Raw genomic sequence first — 23,317 nt, forward strand, 5'->3', positions numbered from 1 at the left:
TTTCCTACTTCCAATTGAAGATGTATTCTCAATTTCAGGTCGTGGTACTGTTGTAACAGGTCGTGTTGAGCGTGGTATTTTACGCACAGGTGACGAAGTAGAAATCGTTGGTATCAAAGATACTGCTAAGTCTACTTGTACTGGTGTTGAGATGTTCCGTAAGCTTCTAGACGAAGGTCGTGCTGGTGAGAACGTTGGTGCCCTATTACGTGGTACTAAGCGTGAAGACGTTGAGCGTGGTCAAGTACTAGCTAAGCCTGGTTCAATCAACCCGCACACTTCTTTCGAAGCTGAAGTATATGTACTAAGCAAAGACGAAGGTGGCCGTCATACTCCATTCTTCAAAGGCTACCGTCCACAGTTCTACTTCCGTACAACTGACGTAACAGGTGCTGTAGAGCTTCCTGAAGGCGTAGAAATGGTAATGCCTGGCGACAACTTGAAATTCAAAGTTGAGCTAATTCACCCAATCGCGATGGACGAAGGTTTACGCTTCGCAATCCGCGAAGGTGGCCGTACAGTAGGTGCTGGCGTAGTAGCCAAAATCCTTTAATCCTAAAGATTAAGAATCCCAAAAAGGTCACCTCGGTGGCCTTTTTTTATGAGCCAAATTCAGAATCTCCAAAAGCCAAAAGCCAAAAGCCAAAAGCCAAAAGCCAAAAGCCAAAAGCCAAAAGCCAAAAGCCAAAAGCCAAAAGCCAAAAGCAAGCACCGTCATTCTCGCGAAAGCGGGAACCCCCAACAAATTTCTGAAGAATTAAACAAGTGTATGAAGTCAGTCATTTAAGTTGCATAGCAATCCCTGACTGAACGAAAAAACATGGATGTTTTTGCTGGATAACTGTCATCATGGATATGTGACATGCAACTGTTGAACAAACACTGGGTAGCAGCCAAAACCCTATAATTAGCCAAATCAGCTAATACTAATAAAAGTCACCTCGGTGGCCTTTTTTTATTTTACCTGTAACTAGCACAGCTATTTCATTAAACTTTATTTATTATATGCCGAATTAGTAGTGTAGATTGCTAATCCATCTCAGTCTTTTATTATGCTGATAATACTCGCCATATTATTCGAAGTTAATATTAAAAAAATAGGTAAAACATAATGCGCCGATTATCCATAAGGCAAAAAATCATTTTGACCTTAATTCTGTTTGTTGTGCTTACTACTGTTTTAGTAGGCAGTATCAGTATGTTTACGGCTAAATCCAGCATTGAATCTAGGTTGTTAAATACAGAGTTACCTAATACCGTGCAAAAAATTTCGGAGCAAATAGATCACGAAATTACTCTGATGCAAGTGATCGCTCGGCAGATTGCCACAGATCCACATATTTTGAAGTGGAATAGTCAGGGGCATAATCCTCAAGAAGAAGGCCTAATTGTGCAAAAGTTACAAGAGGTCGCAAAGTACAATGATTTAAGTGCTGTGTCTTTTGCCGATAAACAAACTGCTAAATATTGGAATCAAGATGGTTTTTTAAGAACCTTACAAAATGACAATGCAGATGGATGGTTTTTTGCCTATGTAAAAAGCAAAAAACAAAACATGGCGAGCGTGTACCGTGATCCCAACACAGGTAAAACCGATCTTTTTGTTAATTATCAGCAGCCAAATGGTCGAGGCCTTTCGGGTACTGCCAAATCTTTTGATGCAGTGGTAAAAAGGTTAAATACCTTTAAATTGGAAGAAAGCGGCTATGTTTTTCTAGTGGACACTTTAGGAAAAATACAAATTCACCAAAGTAGTAAAAAAATTGGTCAGTCATTATCAAAAGTTTATCCTTCGAATGTGTCTAAGTTGTTAACTAAAAATACTTTTAATTTTGTGCAAGCAGAGTATCAAGGGGAAAAAGTTATCTTAGCCTCTAGTCATATACCTAGTATGGATTGGTTTGTGGTGGCTAATATTCCGCATAACGAAATCTTTCAGGGCTTGAACACTCTGATTTGGCAAATATTATTTTGGTCGGTCCTCATTGCCACTATCGCTTGTATTTCGGCTTGGTACATAGCCGGCTCGGTGGTGAAACCTATTAGCCAATTGGCCGAAGTATTTGCAAATTTAGGCCAAGGAAATGCCGACCTGACTTATCGTTTACCCACAGATGGTCAAATTGAAATAGCTGAGGTGGCTAAAGGTTATAATCAATTTATGGCTAAATTAGAAGACCTATTCAACAACATCTCAAACAGCAGTAATAAATTACGCGAAGTGGCAAAAATATTACAAAAAGATGCAGAAGATACACAAGTCAATGTGAAACAAAGCACAGAAAATACCACACAAATATCCCGTACTCTTGAACAGGTGACAGCTAATGTTGTAGCAGCGGCAAAAAATGCTAACGAGGCAGCAAGTGTTTCTACAGAAATTAGTGCCGAAAGCAAACACATTGCTCAAATAATACAAAGCACCCAAACCGATATCAGCCGATTAGCTGACAAAATTCATGATGTAGCCGAGGTGATAGCATCGTTAACCAACAACACTGAAACCATAGCTAAAGTATTAGAAACCATACATGCAATTTCAGACCAAACCAATTTGTTGGCATTAAATGCAGCGATCGAGGCTGCTAGAGCTGGCGAACAAGGGCGTGGCTTTGCAGTGGTTGCCGATGAGGTAAGAACCTTAGCCAAACGTACTTCTGATTCAACTAAAGAGATCCAATCCATAATCGAGCAGTTGCAGTATACCTCTAATACGGCAACTAAAGAGATTGACTTAATTATTGAACAATCTAAATCCACCTCAATAACTGTTGTTCAAGCCGAAAAAGCCATACTTGAGAATCAGTCGCAGTTTTCACGCATTTCTGAGGCTAATCAATCTATTGCCAATTCAACTGAAGAGCAATCATCAAATATTGAGTCAATTAATCATCGTATGAATGATGTACGCACCAGTGCCGAGAAAAATGTGAAAAGTGTTGAATTGATTAACGAAGAGATTTTTAGTTTAACTGCCTTAGCCGAAAGTTTAGAAAGTTTATTAAGGGTTTATCAAAAGTAGTAACAGGTAATGCGTCGTTCTCGAGAAGTCGTGAACCTTCTGCAACACCTGTGAAATTACATAAATTAGCACTTCAGTCTCTTGTAAAAAGTTCCTGCCTTCGCGGGAAAAACGTGGAATATCTGTAACTTTCTCACCAATACATTGGCGAATAAAGGTGTATTGGCTGTTCCATTTCTTGCCAGAATCACTGGCTAAGGTTTAATAGCTGTTTAAATGCAACAGTGCAACCTCTGCTTTTGCTGATGTATCGGCTAACTAGCAGACAGGTTAAAGTGAGTGAATTTACCTATTGGTTTTGTCTTAGCATCATTAGTTTTTAAGCTTTTAAATCTAAATCTTTATTTTCTTCGTTAAAGACCCTGTATCTAATGAGACTTTAGTCGATTTATTCAAACATTTTGTGACAAAACAAACAATTTGAACTAGCTTTTACTCATTGATTTTAAACTCAATTTTTAGATTTTTACGGTGGTCTGTTGGAGGGATTATGGCGTTAACTGCAAAACCTTGGGTAAAGAATGCAAATAAACTTTTTACCTACATTTTACCTGCAATGTTGGTGATAACCTTTGGTTTGGCACCTTTTTACGACACTTGGTTGTTAGCCGCTTTTGTAGGCATACCCGCTGTGTTAGTTCCACTGTATTTTATTAAGACCCAAGGGCAATCTGAGCTTACTCAACATGTTGTTGCCCTTAGTATGATGATCTATTCAGCTTTGCACATTCAACAAATGCAAGGGGCGATTGAAATGCATTTTGGTGTATTCGTGTTTATGTCGTTTCTTGCTTATTATCAAAATTGGAAAGTTTTTGTCACTGCTGTGCTTGCGGTAGCTGTGCATCATATTAGCTTTTTTTATATGCAAAAAATGGGGTTAGGTACTTATGTGATGCTCGATTCAGCTTTGCTAACCTCTTTGCTGTTAGTGCACATTATTTATGCTGGCGCGCAAGGCACCATTATGGCGCGCATCGCTAAAAGCAATGGCGCACAAATAGAGTCCTCATTTATTTTACAAAATAGCGTGCAAAGACTGATGCAAAGTAGAGACAAAATTGATCTCTCTGTTAGAGCGGAAAACTTAAACGAAAACAGTGCTTTATCAGCCTATAACCAATTATTAACTACCTTTGAGGCGATAATTAAAGACGTTGATTTATTGGGGCAAAAAATCGATGCCACCAGTAAACAAAGTTACGATGCAGCGGTGGAATTGTCACAAAGTAAAGAATCAACCATTAAAAAGATGGCGATGATCAATCAATCAACAGAACAACTGTCAAAGTCAGCAGAGTACATGTCTGAACAAACCGATGCGGCATACGCTTGTTCATCTGCAGCCAAACAAGACACAGGGCAAGCGCAATCAGCGGTAATAGATGCAAAAAACGAAGTGCAAAAACTAGTCGGTCGAATTGAAAGTACGAATAGCAATATTGAAACTCTGGCTAGTGAGTGTGACAACATCTCTAAAGTTTTAGACACTATTCAGTCTATTGCTGACCAAACCAATTTATTGGCCTTAAACGCCGCCATCGAAGCGGCTAGAGCGGGCGAACAAGGACGTGGTTTTGCTGTAGTAGCCGACGAAGTAAGGCAATTGGCCTTCAGAACTAAGTCGAGCACTGAAGAAGTGAATGAAATAATGGAGAAGTTACAAGATTCCTCTAATCGTTCAAGTAGTTCAATGCAAGAATGTTTATTGTTAAGTAGTGCCACTAACGAGCAAGCAGAGCGAGCAGAACACTTGATGGGGCAAGTAAATAGTAATATCGAATTAGTAGATAAAAGTATAAATACATTAAAGTCTGCCACTAATGAACAAAAAGAGGCAATTGATGTTATTTCAAATTCAGTTTCTGAGTTACAAGATACCAGTAAAGGGGAAGTGAATTTAGTCAAATCTTTAACCTTAGAAACATCTAAATTAGATGATGCCTCGAAAGAATTAATGAATAAATTAACTCGTTTTAGTTAGCGCAAGCAGAGCATGAAAATCTTTCTAATTGTTCTATGGGGTTTAGGTAGTTTAGCTGCGATGATTTTGGTTGCCTCGCAAGATATTCAAGCCTTTGACCCCAAAGGTCGGCTGCTCTACGCGTCTACCAGTCAAGATTTTGATGCTGACGTAGAAAAGGCCTTTGCCCAAGAGTTTGGACGCTTAGATAGCACAGTTTTCCATATTCAAGATCAAGACTGTAAATGTTCAAGCTTAAGTAATAATCATGTAAGGTTAATTAACCAAAAAGTTAGCCAGTCAGCTTTTAGCGTGAAGCAGCTTACACCAAATACTTATCAACAATTGGCTGCAATTGTACCAGCCGTGCCTGCGTTAGTGATATTTGATCGCCAAGGTAAGCTAGCCTATTTAGGACCGTATTCTTCTGGCTATTTTTGTGGGGTAAATACTAGTTTAATCGAGCCTATAGTCGAGACTATAGTCAATAATACCCATTTAGGGGCTTTGGTGATTGCAGATAGCGAAGGTTGTTATTGTGAGATTTAGTTAGCTTAAATCACACATCCTTGTGTGATTTAACATGTGACTGGTTAGTACAACAATATACCAGCCTATTAACCAGTGTTTCTCATACCTACTGCTATACCCGCAATAGTCACCATCATAGCTCGCTCAAGGGTTGCGTCATGTTGGTCATCGTCCAGTTGTCTAACCCGTTTAAGCAGCTCTATTTGTAAGTAGTGCAAAGGTTGTAAATAACTGGCCCGAATGTTCATTGAGTTGGCCCCTTTGGGATCACTTTCCATCACAGTTTTTTGCTTTAATAAGGTCAACAACAAATCAATACTGGTTTGAAGCTCTGCCCTTAATGCATCACCAAAATGGCGTAGTTCTGCTGGTACTAAACTTTGATCATATTCATGGCTGATTTTAGGGTCGGCCTTGGCAAATACCATGTCTAACATAGACAAGCGCGAGTAGAAAAAAGGCCAATTATCTAACATATCATTAATGGTATCTTGCTGACCTTTATCTAGGGCGCTTTGCACTGCTTTCATTACGCCTAACCAAGAAGGTAGTACCATGCGGGTTTGGGCCCAGGCAAATATCCAAGGTATGGCGCGTAAACTTTCAATGCCTCCGGTAGGCTTACGTTTAGCTGGACGACTACCCAAAGGTAATTTTCCTAGTTCTTGCTCTGGGGTGGCTACTCTAAAATAGGGCACAAACTTTTCGTCATGACGCACAATTTGACGATAGTTATCGCGCCCATCTGCGGCAATTTGGGTAATAGCATCACGCCAAGCTTGCTTAGGAGCGGGAGGAGGTAATATTAAGGCCTCGAGTATGGCACTGGCGTACAAAGATAAACTACGCTGAGCTAAAGAAGGCATGCCAAACTTATAACGTATGGTTTCACCTTGTTCAGTTACCCTAAATCCGCCCGTTAACGAGCCTGGAGGCTGCGACAAAATAGCTGCATGCGCAGGTAAGCCACCACGGCCAATAGTGCCACCACGACCATGGAACAGGGTTAATTCAATGTCATTTTCTTGAGCAAGGGCGACTAAGGCTTCTTGAGACTCATATTGAGCCCAACCTGCTGCCATAGCACCGGCATCTTTGGCTGAATCTGAATAGCCAATCATGATGTGTTGCTGCCCCTGAATATAACCACGATACCAATCGATAGAAAATAGCTTTTTGGTTACTTCAGCAGCGTTATTTAAGTCATCTAATGTTTCAAATAAGGGCGCCACTGGCATTGGCCAACTTACGCCCATTTCTTTAAGCAATAAATTTACGCTTAATACGTCTGACGGCAAACTGGCCATAGAAATAATATAAATACCAAAGCCGTCTTTAGCGTTTTGCGCTATCACTTTGCAAGTATCTAATACCTCTTGTACATCGGCGCTAGGTTGCCATTTAGGTGGAAACAGTGGGCGTTTTGAACCTAACTCACGTAATAAAAAGGCTTGCTTGTCTTCTTCGTTCCATTGGCCATAGTCGCCTAAACCTAAATAACGGGTCAGCTCAGAAAACACATCAGCATGACGCTCTGAATCTTGGCGCACATCTAATTTAAGTAAATGCACCCCAAAGCAATGTACTCTGCGAATGGTATCTTGTAGATGCCCTTGGGCTATTACCGACATGCCACAGGCTTGCAGAGAGTGGAAACAGGTCATAAGGGGATCGAGTAATTGTGATTTTTCATTGATCCAATCACTGCTATCCACTGGCTGGCCTTTAAGCTTTTCAACTATGCCTTTTTGCGTGGCAACGAGTTTATCTAAAAGAGGGCGTAATAATGCTCGATAAGGTTCTAAGGCATCACCTACTTGGGCTCTGAGGGTGTCATCACAGTCACTCATCGACAGCTCGACTTGTAAGATGTCGAGATCTTGAGCAAAGAGTTTGGCCGCACGCTTACGTGCCAACAACAATACTTCTTCTGTTACTTTGGACGTTACAAAAGGGTTACCATCGCGGTCTCCACCCATCCACGAGCCAAACTTAACCGGCGAAACATCGAGTGGAATAGGTGTACCAAACTTAGCCACAAAACGCTTGTCTAGGTCGCGAATAAAATTAGGAACTGCTTCCCATAAAGAGTTTTCAATGACCGAAAAGCCCCAACGCGCTTCATCTACTGGGGTAGGGCGCACCGTTCTAATTTCTTCGGTATGCCAGGCTTGGCTGATCAATTCTGCTATTCGGGTTTCAACTTTATCCCGTTGCGAACTGCTAATGTCAGTGGCGTGAATTTGGCTCAAACATTTAGCCAGTTCACTATGTTTATGGATAAGAGTACGTCTAGTGACTTCTGTTGGGTGCGCAGTAAGTACTAACTCTATGGTGAGGTTTTCCAGCGCTTTTTCAAAAGTGCTGGCCTCAATGTTTGCTTTATCTAAATGACTAAATAGAGTTTCTATGGGGTCGTTTTGATCATTGTTACTATTAAATTCTTGCTCGGCTATATTGGCCAAGTTTAAAAATTGCGAAAACGCTCGCCCTACTGTTAGTAGTTCTTCATTTTTTAATTCTGAAAATAATTGTTTTACTCGTTTTGTCGCTTGCTCATCACCTTGGTGCGCACTGCGTCCGTCTTTTCTAACGGCTTCTATTCGGGCTAGCCACTCTTCACCTAGCTGATCACAAATGGTATCGCCTAATACTGCACCTAAATTTCTAACTGTTGAGATTAATTGAGAATCTAAATTTTGAGACACGTTTTGCTCCAAAAATGGTAAAAACCTGAATATACGATACTGCCATGGATGAATTTTGTCTAAAGCAAATCCATCCTTCTTATATTTTTTTGATTGGTTTTTCTATATACTTGCGCGCCTTTAAAGCAATTGAAGCCAGTGATCCTAATTCATTTTGAAAAGGTAGGCAGTGAGGAGCAACAGTGTCAGATAAATTTTCTACAGTAGAAACCCAAGCAAGTTACGGAATCGGCCTACAGATGGGCGAGCAACTTCGCGCTAACCCTTTTGACGGATTAGATGTTGAAGCAGTACAGGCAGGATTAGCCGATGCGTTTAACCTTCAACCTGCTCAAGTAAGTAACGATGTTTTACGTGTTGCTTTTAATGAAATTCATGAACGCATGCAAGCAGCAAAAGCTGAACAGTTTGCCAGTGTTATCGCCGAAGGCGAAGCCTATTTAGCTGAAAACGCTAAACGCGAAGAAGTCACAGTGACTGAAAGCGGATTACAATATGAAGTAATCAAACAAGGCGATGGAGACATCCCTAGCTTAACTTCAACAGTACGTACTCACTATCACGGAACGCTTCTAGATGGCAGCGTATTTGATAGTTCATACGACCGTGGCCAACCTGCTGAATTCCCAGTAAATGGTGTGATTAAAGGTTGGACTGAAGCCCTACAGATGATGAAAGTAGGCACTAAGCTTAAACTTCACGTACCTGCCAACTTGGCATATGGTGAGCAAGGTGCAGGTGGCGCAATTGGCCCACACAGCACATTAGTATTTGATGTTGAGTTGTTGGATATTGTTGCTTAATTAGCACATTGACAAGTTAATCAATTCAAGGCCGGTTATCCGGCCTTTTTTGTGTTTAAAATATGAATAGGATAAGTGTTTTGAAAACTGATTGAGTAACATTCTTTGGTTTGGTTAATCATACATCCGAGATGAACTTTCTTCGGTTATCGCGTAACGAGCTCGACTTCTTTGTTGCGCTGTAAAACCTAGTAGTAATAATCTTTTAGTTGGTCGATTACACGTCCATGATGAACTTCGTCCGGTTACCGCGTAACAAGCTCGATATCCATATCTCGCTGTAAAACCGGCTGGAGCAGTGCTCCAGAGAGATTCCGGTTTTACCCCTTAAACCCTTTACCTACTACATAGACTTCGCGGGAGCGGGGGCGTGATGCTGCGGGTTTGCGAATGATGACTTTGTTAAATGATTGCCTTACGTCTTTGACGTAGGCTTCGTAGCCCACACCTTGGAACACTTTGGCACAAAAATTACCATTGGGCTTAAGTACATTACGGGCCATGTCTAGTGCGAGTTCTACCAGATAAATCGAAGAATATTGGTCGGTAGTTTTCACCCCGCTTAGGTTTGGTGCCATGTCAGATACCACTAAGTCTACTTTTTGGTTATCTAAGGCGGCTAGAATTTCGTTGTATACCGACTCTTCTGTGAAATCACCTTGGATAAAATGTGCGCCTATGATGCTGTCCATGGGTAAAATATCAGAGGAGATCAATTTGCCCGAATCGCCAATTGTTGGCGCAATTACTTGTGACCAACCGCCAGGAGCGGCACCTAAGTCTATCACCACACTGCCAGTTTTGAATAATTTGTCTTTTTCGTTTATTTCTAGCAATTTGTAACTGGCGCGCGAGCGATAACCATCGGCTTGGGCTTTTTTGACCCAAGGGTCACTGACATGTTCGTCCATCCATTTTTTACTGCTTGCTGATTGGGCCATAATTTTCTCTGCTACAGGTCGCGCTAAATCTGGCGTTATTGTAAGCCCACAAGCTTGATTTGCAAATTCCAACTAAGCTAAATCGCTTTATTTTGTAGGTTTGTAAGGGAATCTGGGTTTTGCTCTGTTTTAAATGCGGCAAAGCGATATAATTTACTCCAGTTCAATACCAAATGGCATTTCAAAATTGGCAATCAAGATATAAGCGCAGCCGTGCCATTAATCAGAAATATTAAGGATTAGGTCGAGTTAAATGAAGTTAGATGATGTTAAAAAACTCCATCAAAAAAAATACCGTGGGCGCTTAGGCCATTATTTGGTCGAAGGAGAACACCTTATTTTGGAGTTACAAAAAGTCTTAATTCTTAGTCCTAATCCATCCAAAATCAGTTTGTACATCACAGAAGACTACCAATCTTGGGCCAGTCATTTAAAGCCAGTGTTTGATATTCATACAGTCAGTACTAAGCAGATGATGCAACTAAGTGACACACGTTCACCGCAAGGCATTATTGCTTGTGTACCTTTGCCCGAGTTGTCGCAAGTGCCGCCAACTTATCAGGCTAAAAAGCTAACTAAAGAACGAACAATTTATCTGCACGAAATCCAAGATCCGGGTAATTTGGGCACTATTTTGCGTACCTTAGCTTGGTTTGGGGGTTTTAGATTATTGTTAAGTAGCAACAGTGTTGATCCCTTTAACTCTAAAGTAGTACGAGCCAGCATGGGGGCTATCTTTCATGTGCCATTAGAAATAGACGTGGGTTTAAATGAATTGCCTGCACGTTTTAACCAATTTGCCTATTTAGATCTGCAAGGTCAGCCTATTCAGAGCCCAGACTTTGCAGATTTTGATTGTTACTTATTTGGTAACGAGGCAAGAGGCGTACCTAAAGAAGAATTGAGCAAATGTCAGGCTCAAGCTTTTACTATTCCAGGTCAAGGGCAAATCGACTCGTTAAACTTAGCCAGTGCGGTTAACATTTGTACCTATCAATTATCGGTTTAGGTTGATTGTTATCAGTAAAGTTGCTTAGTGGTCGTAACTGATAACGCGGGTCAATGTCCAATTTTCTCCGTTATTTTTCCAAATGAGCACAAATTTAAAGGTGCCACAATCATTCATGCCATTTTCTATATGGCAAAATTGATGTTGTCCCTCTTGGATCGCCCCATAATTTTTGATCGGGAAAACCACTGTATATTCTGGCAATAAGGTACGGGTTAAGCCTAACTTTCTAGCACAATTATTTTTAGTAGATTCTATGGTTTGTGCATATTCGGTCAAACCAACTTGGTCATGATAAAACTCTAAACTTTGGTCAAAAAGCCTATTCATTGGGTGTGAACCACCTCCAACACACTTACTCTTATTTTTTATTATCTATGTACTATGGGTAAAAAATAAGGGCGGTAAAGCTCGGGCTGCTTACAAAAGAGGAAAAAAGAATATCTCGCGAAGGTTTTTATCACCATAGGCATACAAATTTATTGGGCTTAACCAAAAAGGTAACTGGATAAGCAAAGGTACAAATAAGACTTATCAATTAACAACCCAATGATTAGAAAGGAATTAACATGAAACACTTAGTTAAAATGACCTTAGTAGTGTGTATAGCATTAAGCGGAGTCGCTTACGCAAGCAACAAAGCTAATAAACAAACACGGGATTTATACGAATTTATCGCAGCACAAGGTACCTTCTGTGCTGATTTATTTAATAATGGGGAGTGTATGATGCTTAACCCTCCATTAGAAAACCTATTTTCTTGGTCGGATCCTAAAAGCTTTCGAATGGCTTATTTTGATTACTCTGGCGTGGCAGACCGAGCCTTTAATGGGCGCTTTGGCGCACAGTTTGATGGTAAGGTAACAGAGACTAAAATGGATGATGGTAGAGGCTTTGTACAAGTGTCGCTGCGCACTAAAAACGCTATTTCCTGGGCGTATATTCGTGATCCCTTTAACCCGTTATCACAACCAGAAGAGCAGCTTTTTGGGCATTGGATTACCTCTACTTATTCAGTTAAAGATGGATTTGTTCGTGGCGAGTCGGTTTTTCATATTGACTTTGTTATCCCAGAATTTGGTGGCGAGATGCCGGATTTGATTGAATGGGCTTATAGACCACCAGCTGGTGCTGAAATTCGTACTGTGAAGTTTAAGGGCTGTGCGGTTGATGCCGATAATAATTTGCTGCTAAAAGTACATCAAGAAACTGATCAATCTGCTCAATACTTTATTGAAGATGTTTTGGTAGAAGAGTTAAATGATAAAATGGCCTATAAAAAAGGCCTCAAACCTAATAAGCAGCACTCCAAACTATGTAAAAAATATTTAAGATAATATTGGTAAAGGGGCATTGCCTTTAAGCTTTGCCCCACTTGTTTTTCAATTCTCTTTTTACATCTTCAATTTTTCCATTTATTTCATAATTTTTTGTTTAATTAACAATCTGTTAAAAGTATTGGTCTATGATCTCTGCTAGAATCCGCGCCTAATTTTTAATCGTCGATCATTTACGAGGAAAACAAATGTTTGATTTGATCACCAGTAAAGATAGTAACGTCAAAAATGACGTGCTATCGGGAATTACTGTGGCCTTGGCTTTAGTGCCAGAAGCCGTTGCCTTTGCTTTTGTAGCTGGGGTTGAACCCATGGTAGGTTTATATGCTGCCTTTATGATGGGGTTAATTACTTCAGCTATAGGTGGCCGTCCTGGCATGATTTCTGGTGCAACTGGCGCTATGGCTGTGGTAATGGTGGCATTAGTCGCTCAACATGGCATTCAGTATTTGTTTGCGGCGGTCATTTTAGCGGGGGTGTTACAACTGCTATTTGGCATATTTAAACTAGGTAAGTTTATACGCTTAGTGCCCTATCCAGTGATGTTAGGTTTTGTGAATGGTTTGGCTATAGTCATATTCTTAGCTCAATTAGGTCAGTTTAAAATAATTGACTCACTAGGCAATCAGGTATGGATGCAAGGAGAAATGTTGTATCTGATGTTAGGTTTAGTGGTGCTAACTATGGCAATCATTTTCTTCTTGCCTAAATTAACCACAGCTGTGCCAGCGTCTCTAGTGGCCATAGTTGGGGTTACTGCTTTAGTCCATGGCTTAGACCTAGAAGCTAGAACCGTTATCGATTTTGTGCGTGATATGTTACCTGCCGAGCAACAAGCTGCTGCTACCTTAGCTGGTGAGCTGCCTACCTTTGCGATTCCTATGGTGCCTTTCACCTTAGAAACCCTGTACATTATTTTGCCTACTTCTATTATTTTGGCTTTAGTTGGCTTAATCGAGTCTTTATTGACCTTGTCTTTAATTGATGAAATGACCGACACTCGTGGTAACGGCAATAAAGAATGTTTAGGCCAAGGTCTTGCCAATACAGTAAACGGATTTTTTGGTGGTATGGGTGGTTGTGCCATGATAGGTCAAAGCATGATCAATATTAATTCTGGTGGTCGTGGTCGACTATCAGGTATTACCGCAGCATTAGTATTATTAGGCTTTATTTTATTTGCCGCGCCATTAATTGAAATGATCCCATTAGCTGCATTAGTTGGGGTTATGTTTATAGTAGTTATAGGCACCTTCGAATGGGCATCGTTTAGAATTATTCGTGGTGTAAACAAAGAAGATGCCTTTGTGTTGTTTTTAGTAACAGCAGTAACAGTGATTTCTGATTTGGCAGTAGCTGTGGTAGTGGGCGTAATAGTTTCTGCTTTAGTTTTTGCTTGGAAACATGCAACTCATATTCATGCTCGAACTCATACAGACAAAGATGGTTGGAAAGTTTATGAACTTGAAGGCCCATTATTTTTTGGTTCAGTTCTGCATTTTAAAGACTTATTTGATCCGCAAAACGATCCACAAGACGTAGTCATAGATTTTAACGAATCAAGGATTTGGGACTCGTCTGGTATTGATGCCATAGACGGACTGGCTGATAAATATAAACAGCAAGGTAAAAAGTTACATATCAGGCATATTAGTGCCGAGTGCCGCGAACTCATGACCAAAGCACAAGAATATGTAGAAATGAACTTAAATGAAGATCCTCGCTACCATATTGCCTCAGATAAACTAGGCTAAATATAATTGTTCAAATAAGCCCAGTTTTACTGGGCTTTTTATTAAACTTTAATGCAAACTAAATAAGCTTGAATCACTTTGCTTTTACATTGTTTATTGTTTAGTTACTATGTAAATAGGAAGTTTTTTGACCCAAATGCATTTTGGTATTTTTCGAAGGATGGTAGATGTACAACTGCAACATTGTAGTAATAGATGATGACAGCACAACCCTAGAGTTAGTGCGAGTGATTCTTGAGGAAATCATTAGTGGAGAAATCATCACTTATAGTGATAGCAAACTAGCAGTAGATTTTGTCAAAGGTGCAGAGTTTACCAATATATCATTGGTTATTTGTGATTGGTTAATGCCAGAGGTCAGCGGCTTAGAAATTTTGGCGGTGTTGCGAGAAAATCACCCAGAGTGTCCATTTTTAATGCTGACTGCTAACGCAACCCAAGAGTTAGTGGTTGAGTCTATTCGCTTAGGCGCCACAGATTTTGTGGTGAAACCTTTTCATACTAATGATTTATTAGCCAAAGTAGAGCGCGTAATTCGCAATGCCGATTTAGGCTAAATATTTAAACCTTTTTATTTAATTAAGTGACCTTTTGATATGCAGTTTGACACTATAATCGACCGTTCACCAAGCTATGCCTTAAAGTGGGAAAAATACAAAGATCGCGATATTTTACCGCTTTGGATTGCCGATACAGAATTTAGATGTGCCGAGCCAATCTTAAAGGCCATTACAGCGCGAACCGACCATGGTCTGTTAGGTTATACCTTGCCTTCACATCATGTTGAAGCCAACCAAGCTGTGGTTAATTGGTTAGCTCGTCAATACGATTGGCATATAAAGCCCGAATGGATAGTGTGGACACCAGGGGTGGTACCGGCCTTTAATGTTGCCTGTAAAGCGCTTTGCCAACCCGGTGACAAGGTACTGATTCAAACGCCTAATTATCCTCCGCTTATTGCCGCGCCTAAACTAAACGGCTTAACCAAAGTCGATATACCTAGCGTAGAAGTCAATAACCGTTGGACTATAGACTTTGAGCAACTAGCAGAGCAGGCGGCCGATCCCGCGGCCAAGTTGCTCATTTTATGCAACCCTATGAATCCAGTGGGTTCGGTATTAACTGAGCAAGAATTAGATAAAATTGCCAAAATTTGTGTGCAACACAATGTGACATTGTGTTCTGACGAAATTCATTGCGATATTATTCTCGATGAACAAGCCAAGCATATACCTGCGGGTAAAATCTCTGCCTTAGATGGCCAAGTTATTACCTTAATGGCGGCCAGTAAAACCTTTAACGTAGCAGGCTTAGGTACGTCTTTTGCCATCATAGAAGATGCGGCCATGCGGGCTAAATTTAGCCGCGCAGCACAAGGCATAGTGCCTTGGGTGACTGTGTTAGGGTTAACAGCCACAGCTGCAGCATTTACTCAATGTGATCAATGGCATCAAGATTTTCTAAGCTATTTACGTGGCAACAGAGACTATCTTGTTGCAGAAATTAACAAAATTGAAGGGCTTAAAGTGTTAACCCCACAAGCCACATTTTTAGCTTGGATAGACGCCAGTGGCTTAGGGGTTAAAAATCCACAAAAGTACTTCGAAGATCTGGGAATTGGTCCGTCTCCGGGGGCAGATTTTGGGGACAAAAACTTTGTGCGGATTAATTTTGGCTGCCCGCGGGCTCAACTAGAAAAAGCCATCGCCTTATTAACTGACTAGCCACTATCTGGCTAGGCAAGCATTAACTTCGGCTAGAAACTTATTTTAGTGCCAAACACAAAAGCTTGAGCTGGCAAGGGGGCACTGTCTTTTAAAAAAGAACTGTGTACTTTAGCCAGTTGATTCGTAAGGTTGTTGGCTTTGAGATACAGGCTCAAATCTAGGCTATCTAAACTCATATAATAATTAATAGAGGCAGAAACCATAGTGTAACCCGCTGTAGAGGTTTCAAAGTCTGCAATTTTATCTTGCTTGGCATAATGTGTTGCACCTATTTCGGCATGCCAGTCACCTTGCTCCCAATGCAATTCTGCGCCAAAGCGCATGGGGGGAATGCGAGGTAAGTTAGTGTTTTGTTCTGAGCTGTTTTTTAACTTGGCACGAGTAAAGTCACTAAAGGCACTCACTCGCAAAGTATCATTTAGGTGCCAATCTAGTTCGGCTTCAAAACCATAAATATAGGCATCTTGCTGACTAAATATATACACAGGTGAGCCAGACTCATGGCTATCTTCATGTTCTTCATGGGTTTGATGATCTTCAAGCTCATCTTCATCTAAATGGAAAACTAACCCCGTGTTTTGTTGGAATATATAGTTGTCTATTTGATTGTAAAACACGCTGAAATTGGCATTGATATTTTGGTTTTGAACACGGTAAGTAAGATCTAAATTGTTAGAGCGCTCTTTTTCTACTGGCTCCGAAGATACTGCCAGAGAAAATTCCAGATCGTCAGGATCACTGTTGTCTATTAGTAAGTCAAAACCTGCACCTACTTCATAGGTAGAGGTACTTATATGGATCCCATTAGAGAATATTTCTGCCGATGACGGCGCTCGCTCAGAGTGAGCAAAATTAACCGCAAAGGATTGGTTATCTGATAGCTCATAAACAAAACCTGCCGACACACTACCGGCAGTGTAAGTTAGCTCGTCAAAGGAGATTGAGCTAGCTTGTTCTGCAAAAAAGCTATTGTCGGGCTGGTGGCTTACTCTTTCTAACCTAGCACCGAGCTGCCATAAAAAATTCCCTATGGCTTGTTCTTCTAAAACAAATAATGCGGTTGAATTAGTGGAAGTAGAAGGAGTAAAAGCTTCGGCTCCTGCAGCTGCAAAGTCTGAGTCGCTATAATGCAGACCAACAACCCCTTGCCAGCCATAAGTGTTAGCATGCTTGGCCCATAATCGAGATTCAAAGGTATCATTGGTAAAAGTGGTGCCCACTTCACCTTCTTCTATTTCTCTATGCTGATAATCGGTATAAGCATTGTGCCAATGCACTTCTGTCAACCAACCAGATAAGTTATTGATATCGAGAACTGATTGAAAACGCTCTTGTTGCATGCTTGCATACACGCCTTCTTCATCATGTTCTTCTTGGTTTTCTATATGCTCTTCATGGTGCTCTTCTTCATGAGAATGACCTGGTATGCCGTAATCAGAATCTAACTTGCCATAGGCAAAAGACAATGAATGATTATCACCTATCCAGCCTGTGCCTAAGGTAAATCCTTTAGCATCTAGCATGGAGTTTTCTAAGCTATCCACTTTATCGCCGTCTTCTAGGGTAAATTCTGGTACCTCATAGTCATCGGTTGTGCGGCTAAAAGCATCAAAGTGCCAAGCGAGGTTGCCTTGGCCACCATTTAAATCTGTCGATACTGTACGCTCATTCGATACAGTATTATGTAGAGCGCTTACCCGTCCACTGGTGCCCTCTTGACGGGTTTTAGGTAAGCGATTATCTACTACATTTACAACTCCGCCTATGGCTCCACTGCCATATAACAAGGTTGCTGGGCCGCGTAACACTTCAATTTGTGTGGCGGTTGAGGCTTCGGTGCTGGCAATATGATCTGGCCCTACTCTGGAGGCATCTGAGCTATCCATACCGTTTTGGACCACTTTTACTCTAGGGCCATCTAAACCACGAATAATAGGACTACTAGAGACAGGACCAAAATAGGTGCTATTCACCCCAGGCACCGACTTTAAGGTTTCACCTAAAGTTGCGCTTTGATTCATTTCTAACTCGTCACCACTTAAAATGCTCACTGGAGTGGCCGACTCTAAAACCGAACGCCCTAGTGGTGAGGCGGTAATTAGCAGTTTTTCTATGTGGTTTTCATCGGTTTGAATGGGTTTATCTTCAGCCAACAGAGATTGCGACAACGAGGCCAAGGCCAGAGTTATACCTAGTTTTACCAGTGAATAATGCATAGAGTTCAGTCATTGAAAGTTTAAAGTAATGTTATACTATAACATTTAATCGAAGCTGCAAAGGGTTAAGATGTGTTTTTCTGTGTTGCTTATGCTTAGGGTAAATGGTTAAGCTTAGGCCAAGTATGACAGCAACAATTTAGATGAATGACTATGCCTAAACTTGAGTCTGATGCACACCAGCGGCTTTTTGAACTTTGTGCGTCTGATGCACTATCTGAGGTGCTGCATCCTTATGCGTTTATTCAAGGGTTAGTCTTTGCGGTAAGTGCCGCCCCTGAAATTCCTATGCCAGAAAATTGGCTACCTTGGATCATAAACAACTCCAAGCAACTGACTAGCACTGAGCAAGCGGATGAATTAACCGACCTGTTGATGAAAATTCTGCAGCATCAGCTAAAAAACTTAAGTGACGAAAAGATAAATTTGCCTATGGGCGTCACCTTTAATGAGCAAGACCAGCAGCCAAGTAGCCTAGCAATTTGGTGCCAAGGTATGTTGTTAGGGCATAGTCAGCTGGAGCCAGTATGGCAAGCGGCTTGGGATAAAATGCAAGTCACAGATAAACACAAACTAACCCAGCTACAAAAAGATCTAAAACATTGTTTATACATGTTTACCACTTTTGCCGACATTCCATTAGCGGTTAAGCAAGCTGAAAAGCGTGGTAACGACCAATTATTAAATATTCTGCCTAAAATCTTTTTGTCTTTTCCGCAAACCCTTAAAACCTATGTAGGGTTATCCGGTAGGTTGGTAGACTTTTTACCCAATCAATTTGAAGTTTATACTCAAAAAAATGAGTCGGGTGAAAGGTAAGTGAGGCATGAGTTTGTGGCTAAATAAAGCTTAAATAGCCTACAACAGCCACCTCACTTAGTTTTATTGATTACTTCTTTTGGCGTAACTCAAAATCAAACTCTTGGGCTGAAATCACTAAGCCTTCTTCATCTTCGCTAGGAAAAATTGCAATAGCCACATCGTCATCTTCTAACCCTTGGGTCCAGCGACTATGCCAAGTTTTTAAATCAATGGCTTGGGGCTGGCAATCTGCCCATTCACCCGTGGCCCAAGCTTTAGCATAGTTTTCTGCTGGCCACACCGGGGTACAATCTTCATCTTCAGTATTTAACATCACACAGCCATCCTGGTCAGTTAAGATCCATACTTGGTTGTGAGTCTGACATTCTTTAATTAGGTAACTAAGACGTTGTTCAGGGGTGAGCTGCGAAACATTATTTTCTGACATGAGTATTTCCAAAAGTTTGTTTAAAGTGGTGCGAACCAAACAAAAACCTAAAGTTACAATTTAGGGTTTATTTCATCCAAAATGCTTAATGAAGCGTTTATCCACTCTATGCTAGTATTTATTTTATCTATTGTAACAACTTAGACTAGTGAGTTATATGACAACTAATGTAGTTAGCCAAGAGCAATTATCTGCTTGGGTAAAAGAGCAATTTCAACGAGCCAATAAACACTTAGCCGAGAATGGGGTGTTATTTGAGTCTGTAGTAACCAGCGAAAGTCGTTATTTAGCGCCTTTTGTAGCTGTATGGAAAATCAAAACCTCTGACGGCAAGTTTTATTGGGTGATAAGCGGAGATGTGCCTGCCGATTTTATGCCTTATGAATTAGAAAAAACCGCGCGTGACGCTATGCGCAGTTTTTCACTACGCTGGCAGTTACAAGCCGATAACTTATTAAACTCGGGTACGCAAGATAACACTCAGGTTGAATTTGCCAATCGACTCATTACCAAAGCTGAGCAGCTTTACGATTTGTTTGCTGATGATAAAGCATGGCAATAAATTTGCCTGCATCTAGCGGGCAAATATGAAATAAATTTAAGGAAGAAATATGAAAAAACTACATCTGTTGCTGTTTTTACTGTTGGTGACAATTTTCAGCATGCCTGCTCAGGCCGAAAAACCTATCCCATTAGAAACCTTTGTAAAGTTTTCGCAATTTCAGCAATTAATTATTTCTCCCACTGGGGAATATATGGCTGCAGCAGCTATGCGTAGCGACAATATTAACTATGTGGCGATTTTCGATCTAAATAAGATGCAACAGCTCTCTGCTATTGAGTTTAAGTTGGGGGAATTACCCTCCCGTTTAACTTGGCTTAACAAAGAGCGTATTGGTATACGGATCGCTAAAAAAATTGGGGCCTTAGATCAACCAATAGGTACGCCACTGTATTACGCCATGAATGCCGATGGTACCAATAAAGATGTGTTATGGGGCATGGCCGATGACAGTCGCGCTTTTGGTCCTAAAAAGTACCGTACTTCTATGCGCATTTTAGATTTAATCCCTGAAGACCCAAGAAAAATTCTTATCTCTGAGCGTGGTGGCAGTAACACTGGTGGCTACAGTTCTGTAGCGTCTTACACTAATGCCTACGAAATGGACATTTATACGGGTAAAACTAAAAAAGTAGCCAGTGCCCCATTAAGAGGCGCCACTTTATTGGCCGATCACAATCAAAATGTACGTTTTGCAATTGGGGTAGATGATGAAGACGACTTTAAGGTAAAAACCTATTATCGGCAGAGTAATGATGATGAATGGCAATTATCATCTAGTTACGATACCAGACAAGAAGGGGCAATAATGCCTATTGCCTTTACCCCAAATAACCAAGAAGTATATGCCACCTCTAATCTAGGCAATAGCATTCAAGGTTTAGTCAAACTAAAGCCTGGCTCAACTGAAGTTGAGGTGTTGTACCGCAATGAAGTCGTCGATATTGATGAGGTACTGTGGGATGTAAACGATCAACTGGTTGGGGTACGAGTATCGCCAGATAAAACCATTAATGTCACCTTAACCGATAACCAAATGGCTAAGTGGTTAGATCAATTACAAGGGGTGTTTCCAAAAGACACAGTGACTATCACTAGCTCTACAGCAGACGCTAGCAAACTCATTGTGAATGTGTCATCTGCCAGCGATCCAGGGGCGTTTTATCTGTTTAAGACTAAATCGAAAGAACTACAGTTTTTGTTAAATACCTCACCTTGGGTAGACAGCACCAAGATGGCAAGAGTTGAGCCCTTTACTATTAAAGCCCGCGACGGCGTTGAACTTAGAGGCTATTTGACTTTACCCAAAGGTGAAGCAAAAAACTTACCTTTAATAGTGCACCCCCATGGCGGCCCACATGGACCAAGAGATTTTTGGCGCTTTACACAAGACGCACAAATGTTAGCCAGCCGCGGTTATGCGGTACTGCAGCTTAATTTTAGAGGCTCTGGTGGTTATGGACGCGACTTTGAGCGTTTAGGTTATCAAAAATGGGGCCGTGAAATGCAAGACGACCTCACAGATGCGACTAACTGGGCAGTTAAAACAGGTGTAGCGGATAAAAACAGATTATGTATTTATGGTGCCTCTTATGGTGGCTATGCAGCTTTAATGGCAGTGGTCAAAGAGCCGGATTTATATAAATGTGCCATTGGTTATGTAGGTGTGTATGACTTGCCTATGATGTTTAAAGAGGGTGACATTCCTGCTCGCGAATCGGGCATCGCCTATTTAAAAGAAGTCTTAGGCGAAGACCAAGCGGATTTAGAAGCACGTTCACCGGCCTACAATGTGGATAAAATTAAAGCCGCATTGTTTATTGTTCAAGGTGGAAAAGACATTCGCGTGCCTATTGAACAAATGTACTCCTTAACCAATAGATTAGATAAAGCCGGTTATCCTTATGAATTGATGGTTAAAGAAAACGAAGGGCATGGATTTTATAAAGAAGAACATAGATTAGAGTTATATCAACGTATGTTAGCTTTTTTAGAGAAGCATATAGGTAAATAACAAACTATTTTGCTTAACCAAAAAGCCCTTCAAAATGAAGGGCTTTTTAGTATTTTACTCTAAATATTTATTCCACCAAGAAGGGGAAGTTGGCATTGCCGACTTTATTCTTACCGTCATATGCATAGTTAAATAGTCGATATTCACCCGGCTTAGGTGGCACCTTAAAGGTCATTTCTATCCATTTATCTTGCACATTAGTGGTGATGATTTTTATTGGGATTTCTGCAGGTTTTGCTTCGAAATGTCCGCCTTGACTGCGTTTAGTGACTTCTCGCATTAGTACCCACTCATGGCGAATGGGATCTTGGTCTGGGTCAGATACCAGCACTTTGACTTGAGCAATTTGATTGGCTGCTAATCGCAAACTTTGTGTGGCTAATTGCCCATTGATGCGTATTTCAGAAGATAGAGGGGCGCGATTAGCTGGGTACTGCCCAGTCCACAGTCGGGTTAATTCATCAATTCTGGCTGTTTGTTCACCGGTTTCGTTAAACATGCCATACCAGGTTGGGGTCCGTTCTTGTTTTTGCCCCCAGAAAAATGCAAAAGATCCAATAATTTTGCCGGTTTTATCATTGAGTATTACATCTTGCATTCGCTTTGCCATACCTGCAGCTTTCACAGCGCTAGGCTCTTCAATTTCGCGGCCCCAATTTGTAGTGGGTAATTCCCAGTGGCCCATAGGACCAAATTCGGTCACCATAAAAGGCTTATCAACTTTACTTTTAGCCATTGCCTCGGGCAAGGTGACTAAATCACCATAGGTTTGTACCGCTATTATGTCGATATTGGGAGCGTGTTCTACCACCTGCTGAATGTGTCTGGGATTTGCCCCCGCTAAGCTAAAAGTAACAGGGTGATTGGGATCAACTTGATGAATATAATCAATAATGTCTCCCATAGCGCTATACACTTTAGGGTTTACCTCGACCAATTTTTCATTTTCATCAAATAACAAATTGGGCTCGTTATTAATCACCCAAATTAAAATATTGGGGTGATCTTTATATTGATTAATTGCCGCTTTAACTCGTTCAAACTGTTTAGCCACTGCGGCTTGATCGTTATAATCAAAGCCAGTTAATTCTTTACCTGTGCGAATGCCCACTGCCACCATTAAATCTAGCTTTTTTGCCATGGCCAGTTCTTGTTCTATGTGTTTTAGATCCCAGGTTCTAAAACTATTGCCGCCCGCGGCTTTTAGCGCTTTTATTTGCTGGTCATTTTTGTAGCCTAAACCTACGCCTTTTACAGTAAATGGCTGGCCATTAACTGTTAATGAATATTGCGCGCCATTTTTAACTACTTTTACCTCGGCAGGCCCTGAGTTGTTTTTATCAGAACACCCTAAAAAGGTTGTGCAACAGCTTATCAGTAACATCAATACTAAGCCTTTAGAATAAAGGCTGGGGGAAAAGATCATGCTGGCTCCGTAACTATAGGAAAAACAGTGGGCTAAAGTGTATGCCACAACTTAG

At 40.9% G+C, this 23,317-nt stretch carries 19 protein-coding genes; 13 read left to right on the forward strand and 6 right to left on the reverse strand.

Annotated features, from left to right (window positions below; all coding sequences use genetic code 11):
• The 4 genes from ACVCDT_RS03030 to ACVCDT_RS03045 form a co-directional block, all read left to right on the forward strand.
• On the forward strand, positions 1–553 hold a 553-nt coding region (locus ACVCDT_RS03030), incomplete at its 5' end, for an EF-Tu C-terminal domain-related protein (protein ID WP_447131278.1).
• A gap of 558 nt (positions 554–1,111) precedes the next feature.
• Entirely contained in the window at positions 1,112–3,022 is a 1,911-nt protein-coding gene (locus ACVCDT_RS03035; RefSeq protein ID WP_447131279.1) for a methyl-accepting chemotaxis protein, read from the forward strand.
• Between the two features lie 490 nt (positions 3,023–3,512).
• Positions 3,513–5,006 carry a methyl-accepting chemotaxis protein gene (locus ACVCDT_RS03040; protein ID WP_447131280.1) on the forward strand — a complete coding sequence of 498 codons (1,494 nt, stop codon included), beginning with the start codon at positions 3,513–3,515 and terminating at the stop codon, positions 5,004–5,006.
• Between the two features lie 12 nt (positions 5,007–5,018).
• Positions 5,019–5,534, forward strand: a complete 516-nt coding sequence (locus ACVCDT_RS03045; protein ID WP_447131281.1) for a DUF6436 domain-containing protein — start codon at positions 5,019–5,021, stop codon at positions 5,532–5,534.
• A gap of 68 nt (positions 5,535–5,602) precedes the next feature.
• Here the strand turns inward: ACVCDT_RS03045 and ppc are convergent, their stop codons facing one another.
• A complete protein-coding gene (gene ppc / locus ACVCDT_RS03050; protein ID WP_447131282.1) occupies positions 5,603–8,224 on the reverse strand; it encodes a phosphoenolpyruvate carboxylase in 2,622 nt (873 codons plus the stop codon).
• A gap of 182 nt (positions 8,225–8,406) precedes the next feature.
• Between ppc and bamJ the strand changes: the two genes are divergently transcribed.
• Entirely contained in the window at positions 8,407–9,027 is a 621-nt protein-coding gene (gene bamJ, locus ACVCDT_RS03055; RefSeq protein ID WP_447131283.1) for a BamJ family beta-barrel-assembly machinery protein, read from the forward strand.
• Between the two features lie 320 nt (positions 9,028–9,347).
• On the opposite strand, the gene rlmE is transcribed toward bamJ, so the two are convergent.
• On the reverse strand, positions 9,348–9,968 hold the full coding sequence (rlmE, locus tag ACVCDT_RS03060) for a 23S rRNA (uridine(2552)-2'-O)-methyltransferase RlmE (protein WP_447131284.1): 621 nt from the start codon (positions 9,966–9,968) through the stop codon (positions 9,348–9,350).
• 253 nt (positions 9,969–10,221) lie between these two features.
• Here rlmE and ACVCDT_RS03065 point away from each other — a divergent pair, with 253 nt between their 5' ends.
• A complete protein-coding gene (locus ACVCDT_RS03065) occupies positions 10,222–10,977 on the forward strand; it encodes a TrmH family RNA methyltransferase (protein ID WP_447131285.1) in 756 nt (251 codons plus the stop codon).
• 24 nt (positions 10,978–11,001) lie between these two features.
• Here the strand turns inward: ACVCDT_RS03065 and ACVCDT_RS03070 are convergent, their stop codons facing one another.
• Positions 11,002–11,307 carry a hypothetical protein gene (locus ACVCDT_RS03070; RefSeq protein WP_447131286.1) on the reverse strand — a complete coding sequence of 102 codons (306 nt, stop codon included), beginning with the start codon at positions 11,305–11,307 and terminating at the stop codon, positions 11,002–11,004.
• A 239-nt stretch (positions 11,308–11,546) separates the two neighbouring features.
• Here ACVCDT_RS03070 and ACVCDT_RS03075 point away from each other — a divergent pair, with 239 nt between their 5' ends.
• From ACVCDT_RS03075 to ACVCDT_RS03090, 4 genes are all read left to right on the forward strand, one after another.
• On the forward strand, positions 11,547–12,314 hold the full coding sequence (locus ACVCDT_RS03075) for a hypothetical protein (RefSeq protein ID WP_447131287.1): 768 nt from the start codon (positions 11,547–11,549) through the stop codon (positions 12,312–12,314).
• Between the two features lie 188 nt (positions 12,315–12,502).
• Positions 12,503–14,068, forward strand: coding sequence for a SulP family inorganic anion transporter (locus tag ACVCDT_RS03080; RefSeq protein ID WP_447131288.1), 1,566 nt, complete (start codon positions 12,503–12,505; stop codon positions 14,066–14,068).
• A 167-nt stretch (positions 14,069–14,235) separates the two neighbouring features.
• Positions 14,236–14,625, forward strand: coding sequence for a response regulator (locus ACVCDT_RS03085; RefSeq protein ID WP_447131289.1), 390 nt, complete (start codon positions 14,236–14,238; stop codon positions 14,623–14,625).
• A 39-nt stretch (positions 14,626–14,664) separates the two neighbouring features.
• Positions 14,665–15,792 carry a MalY/PatB family protein gene (locus ACVCDT_RS03090; RefSeq protein WP_447131290.1) on the forward strand — a complete coding sequence of 376 codons (1,128 nt, stop codon included), beginning with the start codon at positions 14,665–14,667 and terminating at the stop codon, positions 15,790–15,792.
• Positions 15,793–15,824: 32 nt separating this feature from the next.
• On the opposite strand, the gene ACVCDT_RS03095 is transcribed toward ACVCDT_RS03090, so the two are convergent.
• The gene (locus ACVCDT_RS03095) at positions 15,825–18,011 is read right to left on the reverse strand and encodes a TonB-dependent receptor (RefSeq protein WP_447131291.1); all 2,187 of its coding nucleotides are present in this window, start codon (positions 18,009–18,011) and stop codon (positions 15,825–15,827) included.
• A 153-nt stretch (positions 18,012–18,164) separates the two neighbouring features.
• On the opposite strand from ACVCDT_RS03095, the gene ACVCDT_RS03100 reads away from it, so the two are divergent.
• On the forward strand, positions 18,165–18,830 hold the full coding sequence (locus ACVCDT_RS03100) for a YecA/YgfB family protein (protein WP_447131292.1): 666 nt from the start codon (positions 18,165–18,167) through the stop codon (positions 18,828–18,830).
• Positions 18,831–18,900: 70 nt separating this feature from the next.
• Here the strand turns inward: ACVCDT_RS03100 and ACVCDT_RS03105 are convergent, their stop codons facing one another.
• Positions 18,901–19,260: a DUF2750 domain-containing protein gene (locus ACVCDT_RS03105; protein WP_447131293.1), complete on the reverse strand. Its 360-nt coding sequence runs from the start codon at positions 19,258–19,260 to the stop codon at positions 18,901–18,903.
• 157 nt (positions 19,261–19,417) lie between these two features.
• Between ACVCDT_RS03105 and ACVCDT_RS03110 the strand changes: the two genes are divergently transcribed.
• Together ACVCDT_RS03110 and ACVCDT_RS03115 are read left to right on the forward strand one after the other, a co-directional pair.
• Positions 19,418–19,822: a DUF4826 family protein gene (locus ACVCDT_RS03110; protein WP_447131294.1), complete on the forward strand. Its 405-nt coding sequence runs from the start codon at positions 19,418–19,420 to the stop codon at positions 19,820–19,822.
• A 49-nt stretch (positions 19,823–19,871) separates the two neighbouring features.
• The gene (locus ACVCDT_RS03115) at positions 19,872–21,836 is read left to right on the forward strand and encodes an alpha/beta hydrolase family protein (protein ID WP_447131295.1); all 1,965 of its coding nucleotides are present in this window, start codon (positions 19,872–19,874) and stop codon (positions 21,834–21,836) included.
• Positions 21,837–21,903: 67 nt separating this feature from the next.
• Here the strand turns inward: ACVCDT_RS03115 and ACVCDT_RS03120 are convergent, their stop codons facing one another.
• Entirely contained in the window at positions 21,904–23,262 is a 1,359-nt protein-coding gene (locus ACVCDT_RS03120) for a glycoside hydrolase family 2 TIM barrel-domain containing protein (protein WP_447131296.1), read from the reverse strand.
• Positions 23,263–23,317: the final 55 nt, after the last annotated feature.

Source organism: Paraglaciecola aestuariivivens, assembly GCF_052983255.1.